General features: G+C 49.1%; 18 protein-coding genes. 8 read left to right on the top strand and 10 right to left on the bottom strand.

The annotated features are described in order from the left end of the window. Nucleotides 1–211: 211 nt before the first annotated feature. Together BMW43_RS12015 and BMW43_RS12010 are read right to left on the bottom strand one after the other, a co-directional pair. Nucleotides 212–1228: an NADH:flavin oxidoreductase gene (locus tag BMW43_RS12015; RefSeq protein WP_177173580.1), complete on the bottom strand. Its 1017-nt coding sequence runs from the start codon at nt 1226–1228 to the stop codon at nt 212–214. A gap of 86 nt (nt 1229–1314) precedes the next feature. Then, complete coding sequence (locus tag BMW43_RS12010) at nt 1315–1611, bottom strand: ArsR/SmtB family transcription factor (protein WP_091747660.1); 297 nt, start codon at nt 1609–1611, stop codon at nt 1315–1317. Between the two features lie 196 nt (nt 1612–1807). Between BMW43_RS12010 and BMW43_RS12005 the strand changes: the two genes are divergently transcribed. Continuing rightward, nucleotides 1808–2269 (top strand): hypothetical protein, encoded by a 462-nt coding sequence (locus BMW43_RS12005; RefSeq protein ID WP_091747658.1) that lies wholly within the window; start codon nt 1808–1810, stop codon nt 2267–2269. 62 nt (nt 2270–2331) lie between these two features. Here BMW43_RS12005 and BMW43_RS12000 read toward each other — a convergent pair whose 3' ends face one another. Continuing rightward, nucleotides 2332–3783, bottom strand: a complete 1452-nt coding sequence (locus BMW43_RS12000; protein ID WP_091747655.1) for a nicotinate phosphoribosyltransferase — start codon at nt 3781–3783, stop codon at nt 2332–2334. A gap of 482 nt (nt 3784–4265) precedes the next feature. Between BMW43_RS12000 and gltB the strand changes: the two genes are divergently transcribed. Next, on the top strand, nt 4266–8855 hold the full coding sequence (gltB, locus tag BMW43_RS11995) for a glutamate synthase large subunit (RefSeq protein ID WP_091747652.1): 4590 nt from the start codon (nt 4266–4268) through the stop codon (nt 8853–8855). Nucleotides 8856–8870: 15 nt separating this feature from the next. Then, nucleotides 8871–10355, top strand: a complete 1485-nt coding sequence (locus tag BMW43_RS11990) for a glutamate synthase subunit beta (protein WP_091747649.1) — start codon at nt 8871–8873, stop codon at nt 10353–10355. Between the two features lie 235 nt (nt 10356–10590). Here the strand turns inward: BMW43_RS11990 and BMW43_RS11985 are convergent, their stop codons facing one another. Further along, a complete protein-coding gene (locus BMW43_RS11985) occupies nt 10591–11013 on the bottom strand; it encodes a hypothetical protein (RefSeq protein WP_091747647.1) in 423 nt (140 codons plus the stop codon). 247 nt (nt 11014–11260) lie between these two features. On the opposite strand from BMW43_RS11985, the gene BMW43_RS11980 reads away from it, so the two are divergent. Next, nucleotides 11261–11713 (top strand): hypothetical protein, encoded by a 453-nt coding sequence (locus BMW43_RS11980; protein ID WP_091747644.1) that lies wholly within the window; start codon nt 11261–11263, stop codon nt 11711–11713. A gap of 141 nt (nt 11714–11854) precedes the next feature. Here the strand turns inward: BMW43_RS11980 and BMW43_RS11975 are convergent, their stop codons facing one another. Both BMW43_RS11975 and BMW43_RS11970 read right to left on the bottom strand, forming a co-directional pair. Next, a complete protein-coding gene (locus BMW43_RS11975) occupies nt 11855–13561 on the bottom strand; it encodes a methyl-accepting chemotaxis protein (RefSeq protein ID WP_091747641.1) in 1707 nt (568 codons plus the stop codon). 50 nt (nt 13562–13611) lie between these two features. After that, a complete protein-coding gene (locus BMW43_RS11970) occupies nt 13612–14574 on the bottom strand; it encodes a sugar ABC transporter substrate-binding protein (protein WP_177173579.1) in 963 nt (320 codons plus the stop codon). A 448-nt stretch (nt 14575–15022) separates the two neighbouring features. On the opposite strand from BMW43_RS11970, the gene BMW43_RS11965 reads away from it, so the two are divergent. The 4 genes from BMW43_RS11965 to BMW43_RS21170 all read left to right on the top strand — a co-directional run bounded on the left by BMW43_RS11965 (nt 15023) and on the right by BMW43_RS21170 (nt 19261). Then, nucleotides 15023–16603: a spore germination protein gene (locus BMW43_RS11965; protein ID WP_218140670.1), complete on the top strand. Its 1581-nt coding sequence runs from the start codon at nt 15023–15025 to the stop codon at nt 16601–16603. Further along, nucleotides 16600–17844: a Ger(x)C family spore germination protein gene (locus BMW43_RS11960; RefSeq protein WP_091747635.1), complete on the top strand. Its 1245-nt coding sequence runs from the start codon at nt 16600–16602 to the stop codon at nt 17842–17844. The genes BMW43_RS11965 and BMW43_RS11960 overlap by 4 nt, the downstream gene beginning before the upstream one ends. A gap of 110 nt (nt 17845–17954) precedes the next feature. Beyond that, nucleotides 17955–19118 (top strand): GerAB/ArcD/ProY family transporter, encoded by a 1164-nt coding sequence (locus tag BMW43_RS11955; RefSeq protein ID WP_177173578.1) that lies wholly within the window; start codon nt 17955–17957, stop codon nt 19116–19118. A 2-nt stretch (nt 19119–19120) separates the two neighbouring features. After that, complete coding sequence (locus BMW43_RS21170) at nt 19121–19261, top strand: hypothetical protein (RefSeq protein WP_177173577.1); 141 nt, start codon at nt 19121–19123, stop codon at nt 19259–19261. Nucleotides 19262–19323: 62 nt separating this feature from the next. On the opposite strand, the gene BMW43_RS11950 is transcribed toward BMW43_RS21170, so the two are convergent. The 4 genes from BMW43_RS11950 to aroF all read right to left on the bottom strand — a co-directional run bounded on the left by BMW43_RS11950 (nt 19324) and on the right by aroF (nt 23274). Further along, nucleotides 19324–20619, bottom strand: coding sequence for a glutamate-5-semialdehyde dehydrogenase (locus tag BMW43_RS11950; protein ID WP_091747629.1), 1296 nt, complete (start codon nt 20617–20619; stop codon nt 19324–19326). A gap of 76 nt (nt 20620–20695) precedes the next feature. Beyond that, nucleotides 20696–21571, bottom strand: coding sequence for a PHP domain-containing protein (locus BMW43_RS11945; RefSeq protein ID WP_091747626.1), 876 nt, complete (start codon nt 21569–21571; stop codon nt 20696–20698). A 406-nt stretch (nt 21572–21977) separates the two neighbouring features. Then, nucleotides 21978–22427 (bottom strand): aminoacyl-tRNA deacylase, encoded by a 450-nt coding sequence (locus BMW43_RS11935; RefSeq protein ID WP_091747620.1) that lies wholly within the window; start codon nt 22425–22427, stop codon nt 21978–21980. Between the two features lie 7 nt (nt 22428–22434). Further along, a complete protein-coding gene (gene aroF / locus BMW43_RS11930) occupies nt 22435–23274 on the bottom strand; it encodes a 3-deoxy-7-phosphoheptulonate synthase (protein WP_091747617.1) in 840 nt (279 codons plus the stop codon). Nucleotides 23275–23307: the final 33 nt, after the last annotated feature.

The raw sequence follows: 23307 nt of genomic DNA, 5'->3' as shown, positions 1-23307 counted from the left end.
TGGGTCCTAAATCAGGGAAAGACTCTCTTAAGAAACTACTTCGTATACTTACATAATAAGAAGAAAAGGCGAGACCAGAAGCTATTTCCGGTCTCGCCTTCAAGCTGTCCGGGATAATCACGCCGGGTTATCAAGATAACCAAACTCCCTCAACTTTTCTTTTCCGAGTGAGAATTCTCTTACCGGTTGAGGATACAGGTTAATCCACCGTTTAAATTGGCGCAGCTATTACAGCTGATACACTTTGCCCTGCTGACATCCCCCGCTGCCACCGGTTGACCAGCCCTGGTTCTGCTATAAAGGGGCGGGAAAATGAAAAATACTTGATGGCCGTTTGGTTAAGGATTTCCGTCATTGCCTGATAATCACGGTTGCCGCCAACTACTATGACCGGGATGTTATTTTCCACGGCTATTTCTGCAGCAGTTTCCTTAAAATAGGAATCCTGGCGGGCTGTAAACTGGTGCCATGCTCCGCTGATTTCAATGGCGTCGATTCGCGCTTCTGCCAGTCTCCGGCACACATATTTGGAATCTTCAATAGTCATTCCCTGCTCCATGCCATCCGAATTATTGAGTTTAATAAGCACAGGATACCTATCACCAACTGCTTCGCGAACAGCCGAATACGTTTCCAAAATCATTCTCGACCTATTTTCAATTGTGCCACCGTACTCATCCGTTCTGCGATTATAGTAAGGCGACAGAAATTGGTTCAATAAAAAGCCATGGGCAGCATGAATCTGAACGCCGTCAAAGCCTGCCTGCTTCGCTCTGGCCGCCGCAGTGGCAAACGCTTTCTGCAAGGCAAGGATATTCTCTACTGTCATCTCTCCAGGCTGAATATGAGTCTGCAGATTTTCTACGGCACTGGGCCCCCAGACTTCCTGTCCACCCGCTTCTTTCATCCTATAGGAACCACAATGTACCATCTGAAGAATAATATTGGTTTCATAGCGATGGACCATATCAGTCAGCCGTTTATACTCTTCAATGAAAGAATCGTTATAGATTCCCAGCATTCCAGGAAAAGGCTGTTCCGATTCAACAACATAGGCAAAACTGGTGATAATGGTTCCCACTCCTCCCCTGGCTAACTCTTCATAAACTTCTAAGAGTTCTGCAGACAGATGTCCTTCTTTAGCCAGCGTCTCTCCTGTTGCCGAACGGATCAGCCTGTTTTTTAACCGGATGTTGCCGATACGGGTCTGATCAAATAACGTTTTCATTCTGTTTCACTCCTATAATAAATTTTTAACAATTTAATATTTTTACAAGTATCGAATTATTAGATAAAGAAAAACTCATGGCAAAATTATTTTCGTTGTAATGCCAGCATATTACCGACTTCTTCCACTAATTCTTCGTTCACTTTGCATACTAAAAACTTTCCCTTTTTCTCCGTGTAAATCAGACCGGCATTAGCCAGTTCCTTGATATGATGGGAAATAGTCGGTGCGCCGATTTTTAAAGAATCGATAATATCTGTAACAAAACATTCATCTCCGGTTTCAAAGCTGGCTTCATGCGCTTTAACGATGTTTAAGTATAACTCTAATCTATTGGGATGTGACAGAGCCTTAAATATCTTTGCCATTTTTTTTGTATCCATTTTTACAACCTCTATCGTACTATATCATACTTTGATAATTATCAAATTGATTTTAATTCATATTTTTATTTTTGTCAACCTGTCCCCACTCCGGATTGGCACAGTAACATATTGCTTTATATATGGCAAGAGTTATAAATGCCCTTAAACTGATTCATACTAAAGGTGAAAGGAATCCGTTGAGGAGGTTGTTGTGATGAAATACAAATCCATATGGCTGTATCCGGTAGCCATAGTCCTGCTGACAGTACTGCTCTTTGCCGGTGGCTGTACTGACATTAATCCGATTGATCAAACTTCTCCCTCTTCGCCAAGCCCGACGCCCAAACCGCCCTCCCAGGTAGTCACCCCCGCCGAGGTTAAGGTTATATACAAATATGGTGACACCGGTCCGGTCCAATTAACCAACGCCAATGTGACCCTCAAGCCGGGGCAGAAGCTGATACTGGAACCGGCGGCAGGCCTTACCAAGAACACCCGTTTCCGGTCCTCCGGTGATACCTATATTGGCGACATAGTAAAACAGGAACAGGAGGGCAAGGATGCCGGCCGGGTTGTGTTTACGGCGCTCAAAGCAGGAAAAGGAAAATTGCAGATTATCCCCAACAGCACAGAGGAGAACCGTGCTGCCGATCTCTGGATCACGGTACAGCAGTAGTTCCGCCAAATAAAAAGAACCGGCTGTCAGGCCTAAGCCCGTCAGTCGGTTCTCTATGTCGTTTATTTTATCAAGTACTCTGCCAGCAAATCTTCTTTTAACTGCCACAAGGCTTTGGACAAATCGACATAATAGGTATGCGGATTTTCGAACCGAAGAACTTCATCCCACAGGGTATCCACTTGCTCCTGGCAGTAGGCCCGGACGGTCTTTAAGTCGGGAATGTCGTAGACACACTCGCCCTTCACATAAGCCGGAACCAACAGTTTTCTGGCGTGGAAATTGGTAACCCGCTTGCGCTTCCAGGTATGTGATGGATCAAACAGCTCATAGGTACGGCTTTCGTCAATTTCCTCGTCCGCCAGCGTAATGACATCGGCAATGGCTTTGCCGGTTTCCCGGTCAAAAAAGCGCCATACCTGTTTAAAACCGGGGTTGGTCAGCTTTTCCACATTTTCGCTGATCTTGATTTTCGGTGTCATAATCCCGTCCTCTTCGATAGCCGCCAGTTTATAGACCGCACCGAACACCGGCTCTGACTTGGAGGTGATGAGGCGTTCCCCTACTCCGAAGGAATCAACTTTAGCTCCTTGGACCAGCAATTCACGGATAATATATTCATCAAGCGAATTGGATACTACGATTTTGCAATCAGGATAGCCAGCTCTGTCCAGCTGCTTGCGGGCCTGCTTGGACAAATAGGTGATGTCGCCGCTGTCCAGACGTATTCCTTTGGGGCGGATACCCCGGGGCGCCAGTTCTTCATCAAAAATCTTAATGGCGTTGGGCACACCGGATTTGAGTACGTTATAGGTGTCAACCAGGAATACACAGTCGTAAGGATAAGTCTGCGCATACGCCCGGAACGCCTCTAGTTCGCTGGGAAACATCTGCACCCAGCTATGGGCCATCGTCCCAAAGGCCGGAATATTGAAATCCCGCTCCGCCAGCGTGCAGGCCGTGCCTACGCAACCGCCGATATAGGAGGCCCGGGCGCCAAAAATCGCCCCGTCATAACCCTGGGCCCGCCGTGAGCCGAACTCCATGACCGGCCGGCCCTCCGCCGCCCGGACTATCCGGTTGGCCTTGGTAGCAATCAGACTTTGGTGATTGATCGTTAAGAGCAGCATGGTTTCGATAAACTGCGCTTCAATGACAGGTCCCCGAACGGTGAGGATAGGTTCGTGCGGGAATATCGGCGTTCCCTCCGGCACCATCCATACATCACAGCTAAACTTAAATTTGCTTAAATATTGTAGGAATTTCTCACTAAATAATTCTTTACTGCGCAAATAGGCAATATCTTCCTCGTTAAACTGGAGCTTGTCCAAATAACGGATCACCTGCTCGACGCCTGCCATAATGGCAAAGCCGCCGTTATCAGGAATCTTCCGGAAAAAAATATCAAAATAGGCAATCCGGTTCTCCAGACCGCCCTCAAGATATCCATTGGCCATGGTCAATTCATAAAAGTCGGCCAGCATAGTCAAATTCAGCGTTTCTTCAAAGCTCATCTATAATTCCTCCAAACTCCATATAGCAGGACCTTTTTATTTATTATGATGAAATAATTTACAGTACTCGTCCCTCATTGTAGTAATCTCTGCGCTAAATGTCAAGTGAGCGGCGCCTTGAGTATAGCTGCCTAGCGGTTGCCTGCCGGAATTTTCCGACGGCCAAACTGCTGGCTGCTGCTTCACCGACAAAAATTTATTAGAAGGAATTACATGGGCTGATATTTTTTCCCTCAGACTAACATAGTAATTCCTATTATATATAATACCTGCAGCGGCCTTATCTACCGCTTACGACAAATACCAATAAAAACCTTCCCAGCTTGCAGGAATTTGATACCATATTTCGAAAGTAACTACTTATACACCACTTTTTCTTTTTATTACATTAAAGCATGCAAGGATAAAGCAGAATCGGTTCAGCCTTTTGCCTGCAATCAGGCAGCGACTTGGCATGAATCATGCGGAAAGGATGGCGAGATATGAGAAGTTATAACGTACCGGAAAAGCAGGGACTGTATGACCCGCAATTCGAACATGATGCCTGCGGTATGGGCTTTGTCGTACATATGAAAGGAGAAAAATCCAACGACATACTCCGTCAGTCTTTACAAGCCCTGAAAAATCTTACTCATCGCGGCGGTGTTGGCAGCGAGCCGGATACCGGCGATGGCGCAGGGATTTTATTGCAAATCCCCCACCGTTTTTTTCTTAAGGTTTGCGCCGATCAGCATATCACGCTACCGCCGCCCGGCCAGTATGGCGTAGGTATGGTTTTCCTGCCTCTCCAGGAAACACTGCGCCACCAGTATGAAACCAGCCTGGAAGAAATCATTCAAGCAGAAGGACAGCAACTGTTGGGCTGGCGTGACGTTCCGGTCGACCCGTCCTGCCTGGGTAAGACGGCGCACGACTGCCGGCCGCACATCCGTCAGGTATTTATTGCCGGCGCGGGACTGGCACCACAGGAGTTTGAGAAAAAACTGTTTGTCATCCGCAAAAGCGCCGAGAAGGTGGCTGCCCGGCTGGCAGCACAAGCCCCGGAGGACTTTTATGTAGCCAGTCTGTCTTCCCGTACCATTGTCTATAAAGGCATGCTGAAGGCCGATCAGTTGGAACGCTTTTACCCCGATCTGACCGATCCCGCCTGCGAAACAGCGCTGGCGCTTATTCACTCCCGCTATAGCACCAATACTTTCCCCAGTTGGCCCAGAGCTCACCCCAACCGTTACATGATCCACAATGGCGAGATCAACACCCTGCGGGGCAACGTCAATCAAATGCACGCCCGGGAAGCCATGTTCAAAGACAGCAGCTTTGGCAATGATCTGCCCAAAGTACTGCCGGTCATCAATCAGAATGGCAGCGATTCAGCCATGTTTGACAATTGCGCGGAATTTCTGCTCCATGCAGGCATGGCACTGCCCCATGTGATCATGATGATGATCCCCGAACCGTGGACTCACCACGAAAGCATGAGTGATGAGAAAAAAGCCTTCTACGAATATCATAGCTGCCTGATGGAGCCGTGGGACGGCCCGGCGGCCATGGCCTTTACCGACGGCACGAAGATTGGCGCCGTACTGGACAGAAACGGTCTGCGCCCCTCCCGTTACTACGTCACTACCGATGATACCGTTATCCTAGCTTCCGAAGTGGGAGTTATTGATATGCCGCCGGAAAAAATCCGGCAAAAGGAACGGCTCCATCCGGGAAGAATGCTGCTCATCGACACCGAAGCAGGCCGCATGATCAACGACGAGGAACTGAAGCATACGATGGCTGCGAGTCAGCCTTACCGCGAATGGCTCAACCAGTACATGGTTTCGCTCGACACCCTGCCGGCACCGGAACCAGCCGCTGCTGTTGACGCGGCAACGCTCGTCCAGCAGCAAAAGGCCTTTGGCTATACCTATGAAGAGCTTCGCATCATTTTAACGCCCATGGCCAAAGAGGCCATTGAGCCGATCGGCGCTATGGGTATCGATATTCCACTGGCGGTTTTATCGGAAAAGCCGCAGCTTCTGTTCGACTATTTTAAACAGCTCTTTGCGCAAGTCACCAATCCACCGATTGACGCCCTGCGCGAGGCCATCGTAACCTCCACGGATATACTGCTGGGCTCGGAAGGCAATATGCTCCGGCCTACGGCCGCCAGCTGCCGCCGGCTTAAACTGGCCACACCCATTCTTGACAACCAGGCACTCCAAAAGTTAAAACAGCTTAACCTCCCCGGCTTTAAAACGGCCACCCTGTCCCTGCTCTATCCGGCTTCCCCGGAAAAAGACGGCTTGGCTAAGGCAATGGCGGTCCTCTGTGACCGGGCTGCTGCCGCCATTGAGGCTGGCGCCAATCTGCTCATCCTGTCCGACCGCGGTATCAACCCACAGGAGGCTGCAATTCCTTCCTTGCTGGCAGTCGCCGGTTTGCACCACCATTTAATCCGCACCGGTCTTAGAAACCGGGCCAGCCTGATTCTGGAATCGGGGGAACCGCGGGAAATTCACCATTTCGCCTGCCTGCTGAGTTACGGAGTATCAGCCGTCAATCCCTACCTTGCCTTTGCTTCGATTGAACAGTTGATTGACACGGGCTTTCTCACCGGTATTCCGGCGGCCAAGGCCATCGCCAACTACTGTAAAGCGGCCACCAAGGGAGTCGTCAAAATTCTTTCCAAAATGGGTATCTCCACCATCCAAAGCTACCATGGCGCTCAGATTTTTGAAGCCGTCGGGTTAAACGTCGATTTCATCGATACCTACTTTACCCGGACCCCCTCCCGCATTGGCGGCATCGGCAGCCAGGAAATCCACCGGGAAACACAGCTTCGCCACCGCAGCGCCTTTCCCCGCAGTCCTTTCACTGCGGTGGAATTGGACAGCGGCGGCTACTACCAATACCGTCGGGACGGCGAACATCATCTGTACAATCCGGAAACCATTCACAAGCTGCAATATGCCTGCCGCACCGGCAATTACCAGACCTTTAAGGAATATTCCCGGCTGCTCAACGACGCCAATCAAAAGCGCTGCACCCTGCGCGGGCTGCTGCAGTTTAAAACCGCTACAGTCATTCCACTGGAAGAGGTCGAAACGGTGGAAAGCATTGTAAAAAAATTCAAAACCGGCGCCATGTCATTCGGATCAATCAGTCAGGAAGCCCATGAAACGCTGGCCATCGCCATGAACCGGCTTGGCGGCAAAAGCAATACCGGCGAAGGTGGTGAAGACCCGGCCCGCTTCACACCCGATGGGAACGGCGATTCCCGCTGCAGCGCCATCAAGCAGGTGGCCTCCGGCCGCTTTGGCGTAACCAGCGAATACCTGGTCAGCGCCCGGGAGTTGCAAATTAAAATGGCCCAGGGAGCAAAACCGGGCGAAGGGGGCCAGCTCCCCGGCGGCAAAGTGTACCCCTGGATTGCCAAAGTGCGTCATTCCACGCCGGGTGTCGGACTGATCTCACCCCCGCCCCATCACGATATCTATTCCATTGAAGACTTAAAAGAGCTTATCCACGATCTGAAGCATGCCAACCCGCAGGCCCGGATCAGCGTTAAACTGGTTTCCGAGGCCGGCGTCGGCACCATTGCCGCCGGCGTGGCCAAAGGACTGGCCGATGTCATTTTAATCAGTGGCTACGACGGCGGCACAGGCGCGTCGCCACGGACCAGCATCCGCCATGCCGGACTCCCCTGGGAACTGGGCCTGGCTGAAACTCATCAGACGCTGCTCTTAAATAATCTGCGCAGCCGGGTGGTCCTGGAGACCGACGGTAAGCTGATGACCGGCCGTGATGTGGCTATTGCCGCACTGCTGGGCGCCGAGGAGTTCGGATTTGCCACGGCACCGCTGGTTGTTCTTGGTTGCGTCATGATGCGGGTTTGCCATCTCGATACCTGCCCGGTAGGGGTTGCTACACAAAACCCGCAGCTCAGGAAGAAATTTACCGGCGATCCACAGCATGTGGTGAATTTCATGCGGTTTATCGCCGAAGAATTGCGGGAAATCATGGCTATGCTCGGCATCAGGAGACTGGAAGAACTGGTGGGACGTTCCGACCTGCTGGAAATGCAGCCCGCCATTGAACATTGGAAAACCAAAGGACTGGACTATTCGGGTATATTACACCGGCCTCAGGTGCCGGCAACCGTCGGCCGCTATTGCCAGATACCACAGAACCACGCGCTGGAACAATCGCTGGACCGCCGGGTTTTACTGGACCTCTGCCGGCCGGCTTTAGAGACAGGGACTGCCGTGACGGCCAGCCTGTCGATCGAAAACACCGACCGCGCTGTAGGAGCCATTTTGGGCAGTGAACTGACCCGTAAATATGGCGCCGCCGGCCTGCCGGAAGATACCATCCGGCTCTCCTTCACCGGTTCGGCCGGACAGAGCTTCGGTGCCTTTGTGCCGCGCGGCATAACTTTGCTGCTGGAAGGGGACGCCAACGATTATACCGGCAAAGGGCTCTCGGGCGGCAAAATCATCGTCCGCGCCCCGCAAAACGCCAGCTTCCCGCCGGAAGACAACATCATTATCGGCAACGTCGCCTTCTATGGCGCCACTTCCGGCGAAGCTTACATCAACGGCGTAGCCGGCGAGCGGTTCTGCGTTCGCAACAGCGGCCTGCATGCCGTAGTGGAAGCAGTCGGTGACCATGGCTGCGAATACATGACCGGCGGCCGGGTCGTAATTCTCGGCCCCACCGGCCGGAATTTTGCGGCAGGCATGTCCGGCGGCATTGCTTACGTACTGGACGAAGACCGGAGTTTTTCGCGCCGCTGCAACCAGGAAATGGTCGAACTGACCGGCCTGACGGACGAGGCGGAAGCGACGCAGGTAAAAGCCATGATTCAAAAGCACCGGGATTACACCGGCAGTCGCCGGGCCCGGTACCTGCTGGAAAATTGGGAAACCTTCCGGACTGCTTTCGTCAAAATCATTCCCAAAGATTATCAGCGCATGCTGCAAGCCATTGAGCGCGCCTACGGCAAGGGCTTAACCGGTGACGAGGCCTTGATGACGGCCTTTGAAGAAAATCACCGCGATTTGGCCCGGGTCGGCGGAAATTGACGGGAGGTTAGAGTGATGGCAAAACCGACTGGATTTATTGAATATGAACGAAAAGTACCGGCAGACCGGCCACCGTTGGAACGCGTCGGCGACTGGAGCGAACTGCACGCCGGACTGCCGGAAGAAGAGCAGCGCCTGCAGGGCGCCCGCTGCATGGACTGCGGCATACCCTACTGCCATTCGGGCCTGCTGATCAGTGGCGCCGCCTCTGGTTGTCCGATCAACAATCTCATTCCCGAATGGAACGAGCTGATTTACCGCGGTCTCTGGAAAAAAGCGCTGCAGCGGCTTCTAAAAACCAATAATTTTCCCGAATTCACCGGCCGGGTCTGCCCGGCTCCCTGTGAAGGTTCTTGCACCTTAGGCATCAATGAACCGATGATTACCATCAAAGCCAATGAATGCGCCATTATTGACCGCGCCTATGAACAAGGCTGGATCAAACCGCAGCCGCCGACTGTACGGACCGGCAAGCAAGTAGCTGTTGTCGGCGCAGGCCCGGCCGGCCTTGCCTGCGCCGACCAGTTAAATCAGGCTGGGCACACCGTAACCGTCTTTGAACGACGCGACCGGCCCGGCGGCCTCTTGATGTATGGCATACCCAACATGAAACTGGATAAGCAGGTAGTCCTGCGCCGTACCCGGCAAATGTCTGATGAGGGAATCAGCATCCGCACCGGCGTGGAAATCGGCAAAACACTTCCCGCCACCCAATTGCTGCAGGACTTTGATGCTGTCGTCCTCTGTACCGGCGCTACCAAGCCGAGGGATCTCAACGCGCCGGGCCGTGAAAACCGTGGCATCCACTTTGCCGTAGATTTTTTGCGGGCCAATACGAAAAGTCTGCTGGATTCCAATCTGGCAGACGGACAATTTATCTCTGCCCACGGCAAAGATGTCATCGTCATCGGTGGCGGCGACACCGGCACCGACTGCGTGGGAACCGCCATCCGTCACGGCTGCAAAAGTGTCGTCCAATTTGAAATCCTGCCTCGCCCGGCCTTGGAAAGAACTGTTGCCAATCCCTGGCCGGAATGGCCTAAGACACTCAAAACCGATTACGGCCAGCAAGAAGCCATCGCCCTATTCGGCCATGATCCGCGTGCCTTCGCCATTATGACCAAAAAGATTGTTGGCAATGCGGACGGCCAGGTCAAAGAACTGCATACTGTGGAAGTAGACTGGAAGAAAGATGATGCCGGAAGATTTATTCCGGTTGAAATCCCCGGCTCCGAAAAAATCTGGCCGGCTCAATTAGTCCTCATAGCCATGGGTTTTCTTGGTCCGGAAGAGCCTTTGCTCAACCAGTTGGGGATCGAGCAGGATGGCCGCAGCAATATAAAAACACCGGATGGCAGCTTTGCCACCAATCAGGCGAAAGTATTTTCTGCCGGTGACGCCCGGCGCGGTCAAAGCCTGGTGGTCTGGGCTATCCAGGAAGGACGCGCCGCCGCCAGGGAATGCGATAAGTACCTAATGGGTTATTCCGACCTGCCGTAGGGGCTGTTATAAATAAAAGGACGGAGGATAGGCTTGAGCCTATCCTCCGTCCTTTTATTTACGCCTAACTCCCTAGGTAACCACTGATTAATTCACGCTGCACGTCCTGACGGATCTTTTTCCGCCTGGCTGCGTCAGCAAAACCTTGCAATAGGGACCGCTATTCCTGCGGTTTTACTTCCTTGCCAGTCGAAAAAATCTACCAGGCCGACAGGTTCATTTAATCAGCGGTTACCTAGCGCCGCACCGGCGAAGTGCATACGGCACCGATAGAAACAATCTCCGCCACATTGATCCATACAATCTGACCGGCTACATAGGGACAGGAAGGCTGTGTAAGGGCCATAACCAGGAACTCTTCTTCCTTTTTCTTTTTAAACGGTTTTTGGTATTCTGTAGTTTCCGTCTCTTCCGTTTCACTGTCCTTACAGTCTTCGTATTCACCGTAATCGCTTTCACATTCGGACGATTCTTCGCCCATACCGGCAAAAGAAATGGAAATATGTTTACCCCGTTTAAAATCAAGCTGGCTTTCCGCTAAAACCACCCCGGTAAACACGCCTTGCCGCCTATGCCTGCTATGGCCTCCCGTCGCTGCCGTAGTCAGCACGGTGACCGGAGAACCAAATTCCAGTTTAAAACCACCTGGATAGTTCATATACAACGTTCTCACCTCACCGAAACTTATGTCTACTATATTGTATTCCATCCAGACCGTGATGTGCTTGCCACAGAACGCGTTAGTAATTATGGGCCGCCAATTTTTCTTTTCCGGTCGGAAATATCCTCAAAAATAGGCTGCAACAAGTGAAGTTGCAGGTATTCTTGTTAAGTAACCATCCCCCTAGCGGCTGCATACAATGAAGTAGGTAAACCAAATACATTAACAAAGGAGCGATTACGATATGGGTCTTCCTAAAGGTTTAGACTTTGCCGGCGGAGCCATTGTTACCCTGGTGTTAGATGACTTCCAGCAGCTTACCGGCCGTTTTATCGGTGTTCTGGATGATGACCGCAAACAATTCAAAGGCGGCCATCATGATCCCTGTAAACCCGAGCCGCCCGATCCCTGCAAGAAGCCGGAACCACCCGATCCCTGCTGCAAGCCCGGTCATTTAGAAGTGGAAGTGGAAGACAGCCGCGAATTTTTGGTATTGCAATTATCGGAAGCCTCCGGAGTAACCTCGCTTACTTCGGCGATTCCTACCCTTGTGGACGGCGTGGTTACCACGGTTGCCCTTGGCTTTACATCTACCACCTTCGCGGCCGGCTCATTTGTCGCCATCAATGTCGACCGGATTATTTATGCTGCCACCGGCGGTGTAACCAGTACCTTCACTATCCCGATCATATTATAGTTTGTTTAGTTATTCCGAAAGCAAAAACTCCACTTGCAGTAAGCAGGTGGAGTTTTTGCTTTCAAAACAGCTGTCTCTACAGTTCAATTATCTTTCAGTTTTTTCTTACAGTCAGTTCCTTATCTCCCACTAAATTTATTTTTATTGAATAGAAAACAAAGAAACCTCTGCCAGCACATCGGAACTACTGAGCTGAAACTCAGTGGTTTTAGAAAGAATAGTACCCGATTGCGTGGCAATATCAGTCACTTTTTCCGTAATCCTCACATTTTCTTCCGCATTATACATGGTTGCCTGGGCAATTTCCTCCATAGACCGCACAATCGTGCGAACAGAGTTAGCCAAGCCTTGCGAAGAAAGGTTGGAGGCAGAGGCCATCTGCTTCATATATTTTGCATCTTCACTGTACTTTTGCGCGGTAACCTCCATTGCCTCATAATCCTTCTTTACAATATTATCGATGAATTCCAAAATGCCAAATGAGCCTTTCGATAAATTATTGACTGAAATCAGCACACTGTTTGTTATTTGCTGAATCCGTCCGGCAGTCATATTGGATTGTTCCGCCAGTTTCCGGACTTCCTCGGCCACCACGGAAAATCCTTTACCGGCTTCACCGGCTCGGGCCGCTTCAATAGCAGCATTTAAAGCCAGCAAATTAGTCTGCGACGATATCTTCAAAATATCTTCCGACAGCATATTAATCTGGCTAACAATTTTCGCCTCTTCAATCGCCGCTGCCAAATGCTCTTTTGTCTCCTTATATACCTGGTCGGCAAGCTGCGTTGCCGCCAAAGACGATTCCTTCAATTTTGCAGCCCGCTCGTTAATCTGCTCGGCATACACTTCCCCATCCTGAGCATGCTGGACAATACTGTCAATATCACCTTCCAGGCTGTCCGACAGCTTTTTTATTTCCTGAGCTGCCGCTGCCGATTCCTCAATCCGGGAAGAGCTTTCCATGGCTGATGCTGAAATATCCCTGGTATTGGCATCCAGTTCTTCAATTAACTGTTGAACATAGCCTACATCGCTCACTGTCGTTTGTGATTTATCCTTGATTTTAAGAATGGTATCCGTCAACGATTGTTTCATCGTAGCGATAGCCCTGACAATATTGCCGACTTCATCCCGGCGCTCCAGCAACTGGGACGGAATGCTCTGGCCAAAATCTCTTCTCGCCACATGATCCAAATGTTTAATAGCAATTTCCAACGGCTTGGAAATACTCCGGGAAATTAAAGAGGTCAATACACCTCCCACAATAAGACTTACCAGTATGATAAGAACGAACAGTGTCACCGAAGTTTTAAAAGAACTGTCATTTTGACTGAGCAATTTTTTCGCCTGACTGACATTATCGGGAGTCAGTTCCGCAAAGGCATCGGCAATATGTTTGACAGACAATAGCGTCACTAAGACCTCATCCTGCCTACCGGCAAGCTGCAGCGACTCTGCCTGGCGGATATTCTCCCGGTATTTAGTTAAATCACTTTCCACCTGGGTTATTACCGCTATAGCCTTTTCACTCTGTTTTACCTGTTTCAGTTTTTGAATATCCTCCGCCATAGCCGCTGCCTTTCGCTCCAAATCGGCAAGCAGGGTCTTACTGACCGGTTTTTGCCTTAACAGAATAACATGGGTAGCGTCGACTTCCATCGCCCGCAATTGATTACTGGCGTCATTTAAATATTGTGTTGCCAGCAAATTATTGTAGTAAATAGAATCTATAGATTGTTTGGACTGGGCTATGTAAAAATATCCAAATCCACCAATAATACAAACAATGACCAGCATGACCGCAGACAATAGCAACACCTTGGTTTGTACTTTCCGGTTGATAAACATTATGATTCCTCCCTCCACAAATAGGCAGCATACCAGTTCCAACCTGAAAGCTACTTCAAGTATTCCGCTAGATTATCCCGGGTAACAGGCTTGAACGGCACCATAACCTCCTTGGGCGGCTTTTCTCCTCTAGCAATACTTTGCAGCAATTCATAGCACACCTTCCCCTGCCCTTCCGTATCCTGCAGCAAGGTTTGCGACATCTCTCCCCGGTTAATCGCCTGTAAGGCATCATCGATTCCATCCACACCCGAAATCATTACGCCTTGCAATCGACCGGACATTTTCAGTGCCTCAATGGCGCCCATGGCCATTTGATCATTAGCAGCAATAACCGCATCAAATTGCGGAAAAATCCGTATCCAATTCTCTACCAGTTTTAACCCTTCCGCCCGGTCATAATTGCCTGACAAACTATCAAGTAAGATAATGTCCGGCCTTTTATCCAGCAACGCCTCTTTAAAGCCCTTCCAGCGTTCCGTCGCATGATATAAGCCATTAGTCCCCTGAACATAAAGAATACGGGCCTTTGGCGGAAGCCTGTCCCGCATAAATTCCCCCTGTATTTTCCCCGCATCATAATTGGGCACCCCAATGAAGGTAAATTCTCCTCCGTTGATCTGATTCCCCAGGGCAATTACGGGAATTCCCGCTGCATTGGCCTTTTTTACGCCAGGGATAATTTCATTGGAATCCACAGCCAGAATAACAATGGCATTGACCTTTTGAGCAATAAATTCATCAATCTGATCCAGCTGCTTGTTGATATTGCCCTTAGCATCGGCAAAACGAATTTCCATACCGGCATCCTGTTGGGCATAACGCATAAGCGAATTCTTACGGCTGGTACAAATCACATCGGTATCATCCAAATTCGTATAGCCCACAACGAATTTTGCATTCCCCGCCGTATGATCACCCCCCTGTAAGGCAGGCGCTACCTGCCGGCTACAGCCGGCTGTCAGCAAAGCAGTCATCGCAACTGTCAAAACAATAATCCACAACCTGTTCATTTTCATCCCCCTTTATATTTTTTTACTATATATAATGTTTTTGAGTATATTTTTATAAAGTTTTGCAATTTATTGATTATTTTTTGATTAAATATTGATTAAAATTTATCATTTTCCTAATCAAATGTCAATTAAACCCTATTTGTGACTTTTTGTGTCAAACAATCACTTTCATCAGGAATGAATGGTTATTTGCAAAGTGCGCCGGCTTGGACACCCTGCCCTTAAAGCCAATAGCTGGATGATAATAGAAAACAACCTCCGGTTGCTATAGCAAACGAAGGTTGTTTTCTATTGTATAGAATCCAGTCCGCCATATTAAGTTCCAGGTATTTCTTCGAGAGGAATAATTAATAAGCAAAAGTAAATAATACTAAAAAGTTAGATCCTGCTTCCGGCATTTGGGGTGAAAAGCATCTACAAAAAATTCTTAAGACGTATACGCTTTTTGCAATCTTTACAGGCCCAGCAAGCTACACCCCTTACACCATCTGCAGACGTCACGCAGGGTGTTATCAGCCCCGACTTAGAAGCTAATTTAATCTATCTGAAACGGGCTTTAGGGAAAAGCAGCGATACAATTTTCCGGGAATTTAAAATCGGTGATACATCCCAAACCAAGGCCTTTATCTGTTTTATCGATGGTTTGGCCGATAAGGAAAAAGTGGATACCCACATTATCAAAGCACTGATGATTGATGCCCGCGATACAGAAAACACCAACCAGGCATTGCCCCAAGATACTTATACCCTTGTGAAGGAAAGCATTCTCAGTGTCTCGGAGCTCATGGAATCACAATTCTTTAATAAAGCTTTGGACAACATTTTATCAGGCTCTGTTGTCTTATTTATCGACGGCTATGATACCGCTTTTATTTTGGGGCTACGGGGCTGGAGCACAAGAAACATTTCCGAACCGAATACGGAAAACGCAATCAGAGGCCCCCGCGAGGGATTTACCGAAACGCTGCGTGTCAATACTTCCATGCTCAGGCGAAAAATCAAAAATCCCAATCTGGTTTTGGAAACTAAAAAACTTGGCCGGCAGACCCGCACGGATATTTGTATCGCCTATATCAGCGGTATTGCCAATGAAAATATTCTGAAGGAAGTGAAAGCCCGGCTTGACCGGATCGATACCGATGCTATTTTAGAATCGGGATACATTGAACAGTATATTGAAGATAACCCCTTTTCCCCTTTTTCCACGATTGGCAATTCAGAAAAGCCGGATATTATAGCCGCCAAACTATTGGAAGGACGAATCGCCCTGCTCTGCGACGGCACTCCCTGCGTCCTTACCGTTCCTCAGTTATTTGTCGAAACATTTCAGTCCGCCGAAGACTACTATTCCCGTCCTTATTTAGCTACCGTGGTGCTTTGGCTCCGTTTTATTGCCTTCCTCATTACCTTAACAGCTCCCGCCTTATATGTAGCGTTAGAGACCTTCCACCAGGAGATGATTCCTACCGTTCTCTTAATCACGGCGGCAGCGGCAAGAGAAGGGATTCCTTTTCCGGCTTTTCTCGAGGCGCTGATTATCGGAACTATTTTTGAAATACTCAGGGAATCCGGTGTCCGGATGCCCCGGCCTATCGGGCAGGCGGTCAGCATTGTCGGTGCACTGGTAGTTGGGCAGGCAGCCGTACAGGCAGGCATTATCAGTGCGCCTATGGTCATTATCGCAGCTCTGACAGCCATTACCGGTTTCATCCTGACGCCGCTGCTGGACGCGATTGTACTGCTTCGCTTTACCTTGCTTGGCTTGGCCGCCATTTTCGGTTTATACGGTGTTACGCTGGGTATTCTCTTCATTCTTGGCCATCTGTGCTCTCTGCGCTCGTTTGGTTCGCCTTATTTGGCACCATTTGCTCCTACAATAAAAGCCGAATTAAAAGATTCCCTGGTCCGGGCTCCGCTATGGATGATGCGCTCCCGCCCTAAATCAATTACCTGGAAACGTTCACGGCGCCAGGCCGTTTCAGCAAGATCGCACACCCCCGACCACGAAGAAGGTGACACTGAATGATCCGGACTTTTTCTACTCTGGCAATAATTCTCCTCTGCCTTACGCTGTTAACAGGCTGTTGGAGCCGCAAAGAATTAAATGAGCTTGGCATCGTTCTGGCAGTCGCCCTGGATCAGGACCCGCAAAGTGACGGTATCCTTTTAACCGCACAAGTGGTAAAACCGGAAGCACTGAAGCAAGAAGGCAGCAGCGGCGGTGAAAAAAGACCGGTCCAACTCATTACCGCCAAAGGTGCCACCATAGCCGACGCTATTAAAAACATGTCCAAAGAACTTGACCGAAAGCCATTTTTTTCTCACAATAAGCTGCTAGTCATCGATGAGAAGCTTGCCCGTAAAGGCTTATTGCCGCTTTTAGATTTTTGGGGAAGATCTTCCGAAATACGCCCCATACTCTGGCTGTTCATTGCCAAAGGGGTACCGGCCAGAGAAATCATCAGCGAAAAACACGGAATCGAAAATATCCAGGCAACTTATTTAAATGCACTCATTAGGCGCAGCACGTTTCATTCCGAAGCTAGTACCCCCAGTCTATTGGAATTTTTAAAAGATCTTGGCAGTGATACAAATGATCCCTTTGCAGGAGCTCTGGAGATTGTAGAATGCCTCCCCTCAGCCGATAAAGAAGGAGCGGCTAAAGGAGTCAGCCTGGCCGGTACTGCCGTATTCAAGAAAGATAAACTGGCCGGTTTTCTTACTGACCGTGAAACAAGAGGCCTCAACTGGGTGACAGGAGAAGTAAAGAATGGAATGATCCAGGTTCCCTCACCGAAAGAAGCTGGTAAATTAATTACGATTAACATTAAAGGCGCTACCAGCCATATCAAGCCTGAATTAAAGGATGGGAACTACCATTTTACTATTAAAATTACCGAAGAAGGCGACATTGCCGAACAACAAAGTCTTGACGATATTTCTAAGCTTCCGGTCCTGGCGGAAATCAACCAGGCACAACAGCAGGCTATTGAAGCAGAAGTCAGCGATACGATTAATAAAGTACAAAAAGAATATGGTGCCGATATTTTCGGTTTTGGCAAAGTGCTGTATGACAACTACCCTGATGAATGGCAAAAGATCAAGGCCGACTGGCCGGACATCTTCCCCCACGTGGAATATACGCTAAAAGTAACCACAAAAATCAGAAGAACCGGGTTACTACAAAAATCCCTCATCGAAAAGGAAGGGCCCGAACCGGAAGTAAACAGCAGAAACAGGCCCTATGATATGTTAAGAGAAGAATGACCGCTTCCCCCTGTGGTTTCGTTGCCGGATCATACTATTTCAGCAAAAGGCGGCAACTTCTTCTTGACGCAATTTTTAATTCACTTATTATTAACGAGGTAAACCGTACAATGAAAAGCACTGTACACATCAGTAACTATCAGATTTTCTGTTTACTGGTTATGCATTCTTTAGGCAGTTCCACCATCTTTGCCCTGGGAATACGGGCCAAACAAGACGCTTGGCTTGTCGTCCTGTCCGGTCTGGTCCTTGGGTTCGGCATCATATGGCTGCACACGGAATTGCAGAAACACTACCCGGAGAACAATCTGGCCGAAATCAATACAGCCGTCTTAGGAAAATTCTTAGGCAGCATTGTCACGCTTTCCTTTGCCGGCTACTTCATCTGGGTCTCCACTTTAAATTTCAGTGAGTTTGCCGAACTTATCGGTATTACCATACTTCCCGACACTCCCGTTTGGGCGATTCAGGGCGCTTTTATCCTGCTCATCATCTATCTTACCTTTAACGGTATAGAAGTACTGGCCCGGATGAGTGAATTTCTCATGCCTATTGTCATGTTATCCCTTATACTGATGTATGGATTAATTGTCATATCCGGCAATGTCCATCTTCAGGAACTGCAGCCCATTCTGGCCAACGGGATAAAGCCCGTCTTGGCAGAGGTTTATCCCTCTTTTTCCACTTTTCCCTATGGCGAAGATGTCGTTTTTCTTATGTTTTACTGTTACGCAAATAACAACAAATTGATTCGAAAATACGCGTTTTCCGCGATTTTCATGCTAGGTGCCTCACTGGTCGCTTCCACCATACTGATCATCACCGTGCTGGGCGTCCCCTTTACGGCAGCGACAACCATTCCCTTGATCGAAGTTGTCAAAATGATTAATATTGGCAACATCATTACCAATATCGATGCCATTGCCGTCATCGTGATTTTTGTCGGCGGACTATTTAAAGCCATGCTGTTTTTCTACGGCTCGGTGCTGGCCCTGACCACCCTGTTGAAGTTTAAAAGAAAGAGGGTCATTATCGCTATGGCAACATTTCTGATCTGGATTAACCTGACCGCCATACCCAATTTCGTTTTCCATCGCTTTATTGGAATCTCCTTCGGTAACAGTTATATCCATGAACTTTATACCATTTATCTCCCGCTGATGCTGTTGGTCATTACCTGGCTGAAAGCTTTTAATAATAAATTAAAATCGACCGGCGATGGCCAAAAGACTCGTTCATGTACAACTACAGATTACTGTCAGGAAGGAGAGTAACCGTGCCGACATTAGAGCTTTTGCAAAACGTCGGGCCCTATCCGGCCAGCATTTATCTAAGCGGTTTGTTCTCGCTCTTTTTTACCGGCCTTGTTGCCGTCTATTATGTTTTTGTCTGCCTTTATTCCTTTGTGCGCCGCTAAAACAAAGAACCTTACACAGCGAGTGGCATGATAGCTACTTGCTGTGTAAGGTTTATAATTTTTTATAAAGGAAAATCCTTATTGATTTTTTTATGGGTAAAGCGCCGGGAACGGTTGGCATACTCCTCTACAATATGACCGTTGCCGATCACCTTATATTTATAGATAATCATACCTTCCAGACCGACCGGGCCGCGGGCGTGAATCTTGCTGGTACTGATTCCCACTTCAGCGCCAAATCCGTAACGGAAGCCGTCGCTAAACCGGGTCGAACAGTTCCACATCACATTGCCGGAATCCACATATTCCATAAACCGTGCGGCCTTTTCCCGGTTTTTGGTGATGATACTGTCAGTATGGCCGGAGCCATAGGTATTGATATGCCAGACAGCATCCTCCAGGCCGGCAACCAGTCTGATGGCCAGCTTATAGTCGAGATACTCGGTCTTCCAGTCCTCTTCCGTAGCCGCCGCGATGGGAATGATGGAACAGGTTTTGGGACAGCCAACCAGTTCCACCTGCTTTTTGTCCAGCTCGGCTTTGAGCCTGGGTAAAAATTCCGGCGCCACTCGCTCGTGAACCAGCAGCGTCTCCAATGCATTGCACACCGAAACGTACTGAGTTTTGGAATCGGTAACCAGTCTGACCGCCATAGCCACATCAGCCTCATCGTCTACATAGGCGTGGCAAATTCCGTCGGCGTGGCCCATAACGGGAATCTTTGAGTTATTCATAATGTACTGAACAAATTCGTTGGAACCGCGGGGAATAATCAAATCAATATAACGGTCCATTTTAAGCATGGCACTGACATCCTCGCGGGTTTCTAAGAGCGCCAGCCAGTTGGCTGGCAGGCCGGCTTCCAGCGTAGCCTGCCGGATTACCTCGGCCAGCATCCGGTTGGTTTCGCGGGCTTCCGAGCCGCCCTTTAGAAGTACGCTGTTGCCGCTTTTCAGGCAAATGGTGGAAATCTGTACCAGCGCATCGGGGCGTGATTCGAAAATCACACCGATCACACCGATCGGACAGGTCACCCGATACAGCTCCAAACCTTCATCCAATTCGGTGGCCAGCATGGTTTTGCCTACCGGGTTTTCTAAACGAATCAGGCTATGAATCCCGTCAATGGCATCCTGCAGTTTTGCCTCATCAAATTTCAGGCGTTTGAGCAAAGGAGCCGCCAAATTTTCCTGTTCACTCCGTCTTAGATCTGCCTCATTGGCCTTTATAATTTCGTCTTTACGCGCCAGAAGCGCATCGGCAATGCGGGCCAATGCGTCATTTTTCAGTTCTGCACCGGCTCCGGCCAACTGGATCGAAGCTTCCTTTACCTGCCGCGCCAACGTCTCCATACTCATACCCTTACCTCCTGAGTAAGCCTACCCATGTAGTATTACCGTATTTTATATCGTTACTACTTCGCTATTATTGAAGTCATTTCCTGCCACTTTGCGGGGAATTAAGAGCCTCCCGGATGGCTTCATAAACGCAATGGGGCACGCCAAAACTCCCATCCCCTGTGCCTAAGTCAATGCCTGTCCGGTTGGAACCATGAAAATCGGTGCCACCCGACGGCAGTAAATCAAATTCGGCAATCAGTTCATCGGCATAGGCAGTTTCAGCAGGGCTAAATGAAGGATAGAACCGTTCCAGCCCATCAAGCCCTTTTTCTTTTAAATATAATATATGCTTTTTCATCTCTGCCGGTGAATAGCCGGCAAGCCCAATTCGTTTGGTATAATGGGCCAAAAAGGAAAGTCCGCCCGCTGCTTTTATCGTTTTTAAAGCACTTTCCACCGTCCACATTTCACCCTCGCCATAGGGAATTTTATCCAGGTAGATGTCCCATACAGCCTGAGGTTCGACACATAAGCGATTCGCCATAAAATATCGCAATACCGCATACCGGTCTAAATATTGGCCAGCCCTGTAAGGTATAAGGAGTTCACGGCTTATGGCGACACCTTGTTCGTTCAATCGGGCAATAATCCCGTCAATGCTGCCATCCCGGTTCTTTTTAATCTTTTGATAAGCTTCGGCAAATTCGCGATTATATAGATCAATGCCCAGACCAAGAATATGCAGTGTTTTGCCGTCCTTATAACGGGCGCTGATCTCAATCCCCGTCACAAGTTGAACCTGGTACTCATCAGCCGCCTGCTGCGCTTCGGCAATTCCTTCAATACAGTCATGGTCGGTCAGTGCAATCACGCCGATATGGTTCCTGGCGGCAAGTTCAATCACTTGCCGCGGACTTAGCGTACCATCCGATAAATAGGAATGTGTATGTAAGTCAATTTCAGCCGGCATAAAAACACCCCCTATTTTAATAGCACGATTATACTATACCGACAAAAAAAGAGTCAAGGAAACTTCTCCTTGGCTCCATTACGTTAACTGGCTTTAATGGTACCGCTGCCTATGGTGATTGAGGAATACATAACTTAAAAATAGTGTGACAAAAACAACATTCAGGCCCATGAAAAATACTTTCTGTGATACTCCCAGAATAGGCTGAATATACTGTCCGACAAAGACGAAGAAAATAAATGAAGGGAGATATGCCATACAATAGAGAAGGCCTAGTCCGAATAAAATGACGATCAGGTTTCGCATTTCATCGTCCCCTTCCAAACATTTTTCCTTCTACTATAATTGTATGACTCTTTAGACAATTCCGTCAATACATTTATCGATTTATTTTATTACCTATTTTTTATGTTTCCAGCATGGCCGTAATCCGGTTTAGCTGTTGAAGAGCTGCAGGTTCAATTCTCAGGGTACGCGTCGGCTGTCCCGACCCGCCATAAACAAAATCATAGCGGAACAAGCGCCGGTCTAAAATATAAGGCACAGAAAGGCCAATCATCGGAACACAGCCGGCAGCAAAGCCGGTTACCTGTTCGACTTCCTTCCGACTTGCCAGGCAAACCCGCTTGCAATTTACCAGAGCGGCAATTTCCTTAAAATTAATTTTGCCCCGGTCACCGGCTATCACCAGTGCCTTATACCCATCATCTGTTTTTAAAAGCAAGGTAGGTGCCGTTTGGCCTTCGGCGATATGAAAATAAGCAGCACCCTCCTGCACTGAAAAGAGGGGAGTATCATGCAACATCAATTCGTATACATAACCACTGTTTCGCAACAGGTTTGCGACTATATCCATAAGCCGCCTACTCGCCAACGGCTTTTTGCCGTGCTAATCCGCCAAGAAAGCCAGACAGGGCCCGAAGCTCCTGCATCAGCAAAAAATATTCCTGGGGATACAGAGACTGGGGACCGTCGCATAGGGCGATTTCCGGATTAGGATGCATCTCTATCATGATGCCGTCCGCTCCGGCGGCCAAACCGGCCAGAGACATCGGGGCCACCAGGTCGCGCCGGCCAGTTGCATGACTGGGATCGACGATGACCGGCAGATGGCTTGCTTGCTTTAGCGCCGGAATAACACTCATGTCCAGCGTGTTCCTGCTATGCGTAGCAAAGGTGCGAATTCCCCGTTCACAAAAAACAACTTGTTGATTGCCTTCGTACAGAATATATTCGGCCGCCTGCAGCCATTCATCCATAGTTGCTGCAAGCCCCCGCTTTAACACGACCGGTTTCTGGGATCGCCCCACCGCTTTAAGCAGGGAAAAGTTTTGCATATTCCGGGCGCCAACCTGTAATAGGTCTGCATACTGTGCCACGACCGGCACTGCGTCCGGCTCCAGCACTTCCGTAACAATTTTTAACCCGGTCAGTGCCCGGGCCTCCGCCATATACTCCAGCCCCTTCTCGGCCAAACCCTGAAAATCGTAGGGCGATGTCCGCGGCTTAAAGGCGCCACCCCGCAAAATCTGCGCGCCGCCCTGGCGTACCAGTCTGGCCGTAGTCAATAGCTGTTCCCGCGACTCCACGGCACAAGGGCCGGCAATAAACACTTTGGCGGTGCCGCCAATAACCACGTCGCCTAAGCGGATGACCGTATCTTCAGCCTTATATTCCCGGGAAACCAGTCTGTAGCTTGCCATATCATACCCTCCTTATCACTTCTTAATATGCTG

Source organism: Propionispora vibrioides, from assembly GCF_900110485.1.
Classification (GTDB): Bacteria; Bacillota; Negativicutes; order Propionisporales; family Propionisporaceae; genus Propionispora; species Propionispora vibrioides.
Note: the sequence above shows the minus strand (reverse complement) of the source record. Positions and strands in the feature narration are given on the sequence as shown.

What these genes read in the sequence shown, in the direction of transcription:
- BMW43_RS12015 (WP_177173580.1), bottom strand. Translation starts at nt 1,228, where the DNA reads ATGAAAACGTTATTTGATCAGACCCGTATCGGCAACATCCGGTTAAAA.
- BMW43_RS12010 (WP_091747660.1), bottom strand. Translation starts at nt 1,611, where the DNA reads ATGGATACAAAAAAAATGGCAAAGATATTTAAGGCTCTGTCACATCCC.
- BMW43_RS12005 (WP_091747658.1), top strand. Translation starts at nt 1,808, where the DNA reads ATGAAATACAAATCCATATGGCTGTATCCGGTAGCCATAGTCCTGCTG.
- BMW43_RS12000 (WP_091747655.1), bottom strand. Translation starts at nt 3,783, where the DNA reads ATGAGCTTTGAAGAAACGCTGAATTTGACTATGCTGGCCGACTTTTAT.
- gltB (WP_091747652.1), top strand. Translation starts at nt 4,266, where the DNA reads ATGAGAAGTTATAACGTACCGGAAAAGCAGGGACTGTATGACCCGCAA.
- BMW43_RS11990 (WP_091747649.1), top strand. Translation starts at nt 8,871, where the DNA reads ATGGCAAAACCGACTGGATTTATTGAATATGAACGAAAAGTACCGGCA.
- BMW43_RS11985 (WP_091747647.1), bottom strand. Translation starts at nt 11,013, where the DNA reads ATGAACTATCCAGGTGGTTTTAAACTGGAATTTGGTTCTCCGGTCACC.
- BMW43_RS11980 (WP_091747644.1), top strand. Translation starts at nt 11,261, where the DNA reads ATGGGTCTTCCTAAAGGTTTAGACTTTGCCGGCGGAGCCATTGTTACC.
- BMW43_RS11975 (WP_091747641.1), bottom strand. Translation starts at nt 13,561, where the DNA reads ATGTTTATCAACCGGAAAGTACAAACCAAGGTGTTGCTATTGTCTGCG.
- BMW43_RS11970 (WP_177173579.1), bottom strand. Translation starts at nt 14,574, where the DNA reads ATGAACAGGTTGTGGATTATTGTTTTGACAGTTGCGATGACTGCTTTG.
- BMW43_RS11960 (WP_091747635.1), top strand. Translation starts at nt 16,600, where the DNA reads ATGATCCGGACTTTTTCTACTCTGGCAATAATTCTCCTCTGCCTTACG.
- BMW43_RS11955 (WP_177173578.1), top strand. Translation starts at nt 17,955, where the DNA reads ATGAAAAGCACTGTACACATCAGTAACTATCAGATTTTCTGTTTACTG.
- BMW43_RS11950 (WP_091747629.1), bottom strand. Translation starts at nt 20,619, where the DNA reads ATGAGTATGGAGACGTTGGCGCGGCAGGTAAAGGAAGCTTCGATCCAG.
- BMW43_RS11945 (WP_091747626.1), bottom strand. Translation starts at nt 21,571, where the DNA reads ATGCCGGCTGAAATTGACTTACATACACATTCCTATTTATCGGATGGT.
- BMW43_RS11935 (WP_091747620.1), bottom strand. Translation starts at nt 22,427, where the DNA reads ATGGATATAGTCGCAAACCTGTTGCGAAACAGTGGTTATGTATACGAA.
- aroF (WP_091747617.1), bottom strand. Translation starts at nt 23,274, where the DNA reads ATGGCAAGCTACAGACTGGTTTCCCGGGAATATAAGGCTGAAGATACG.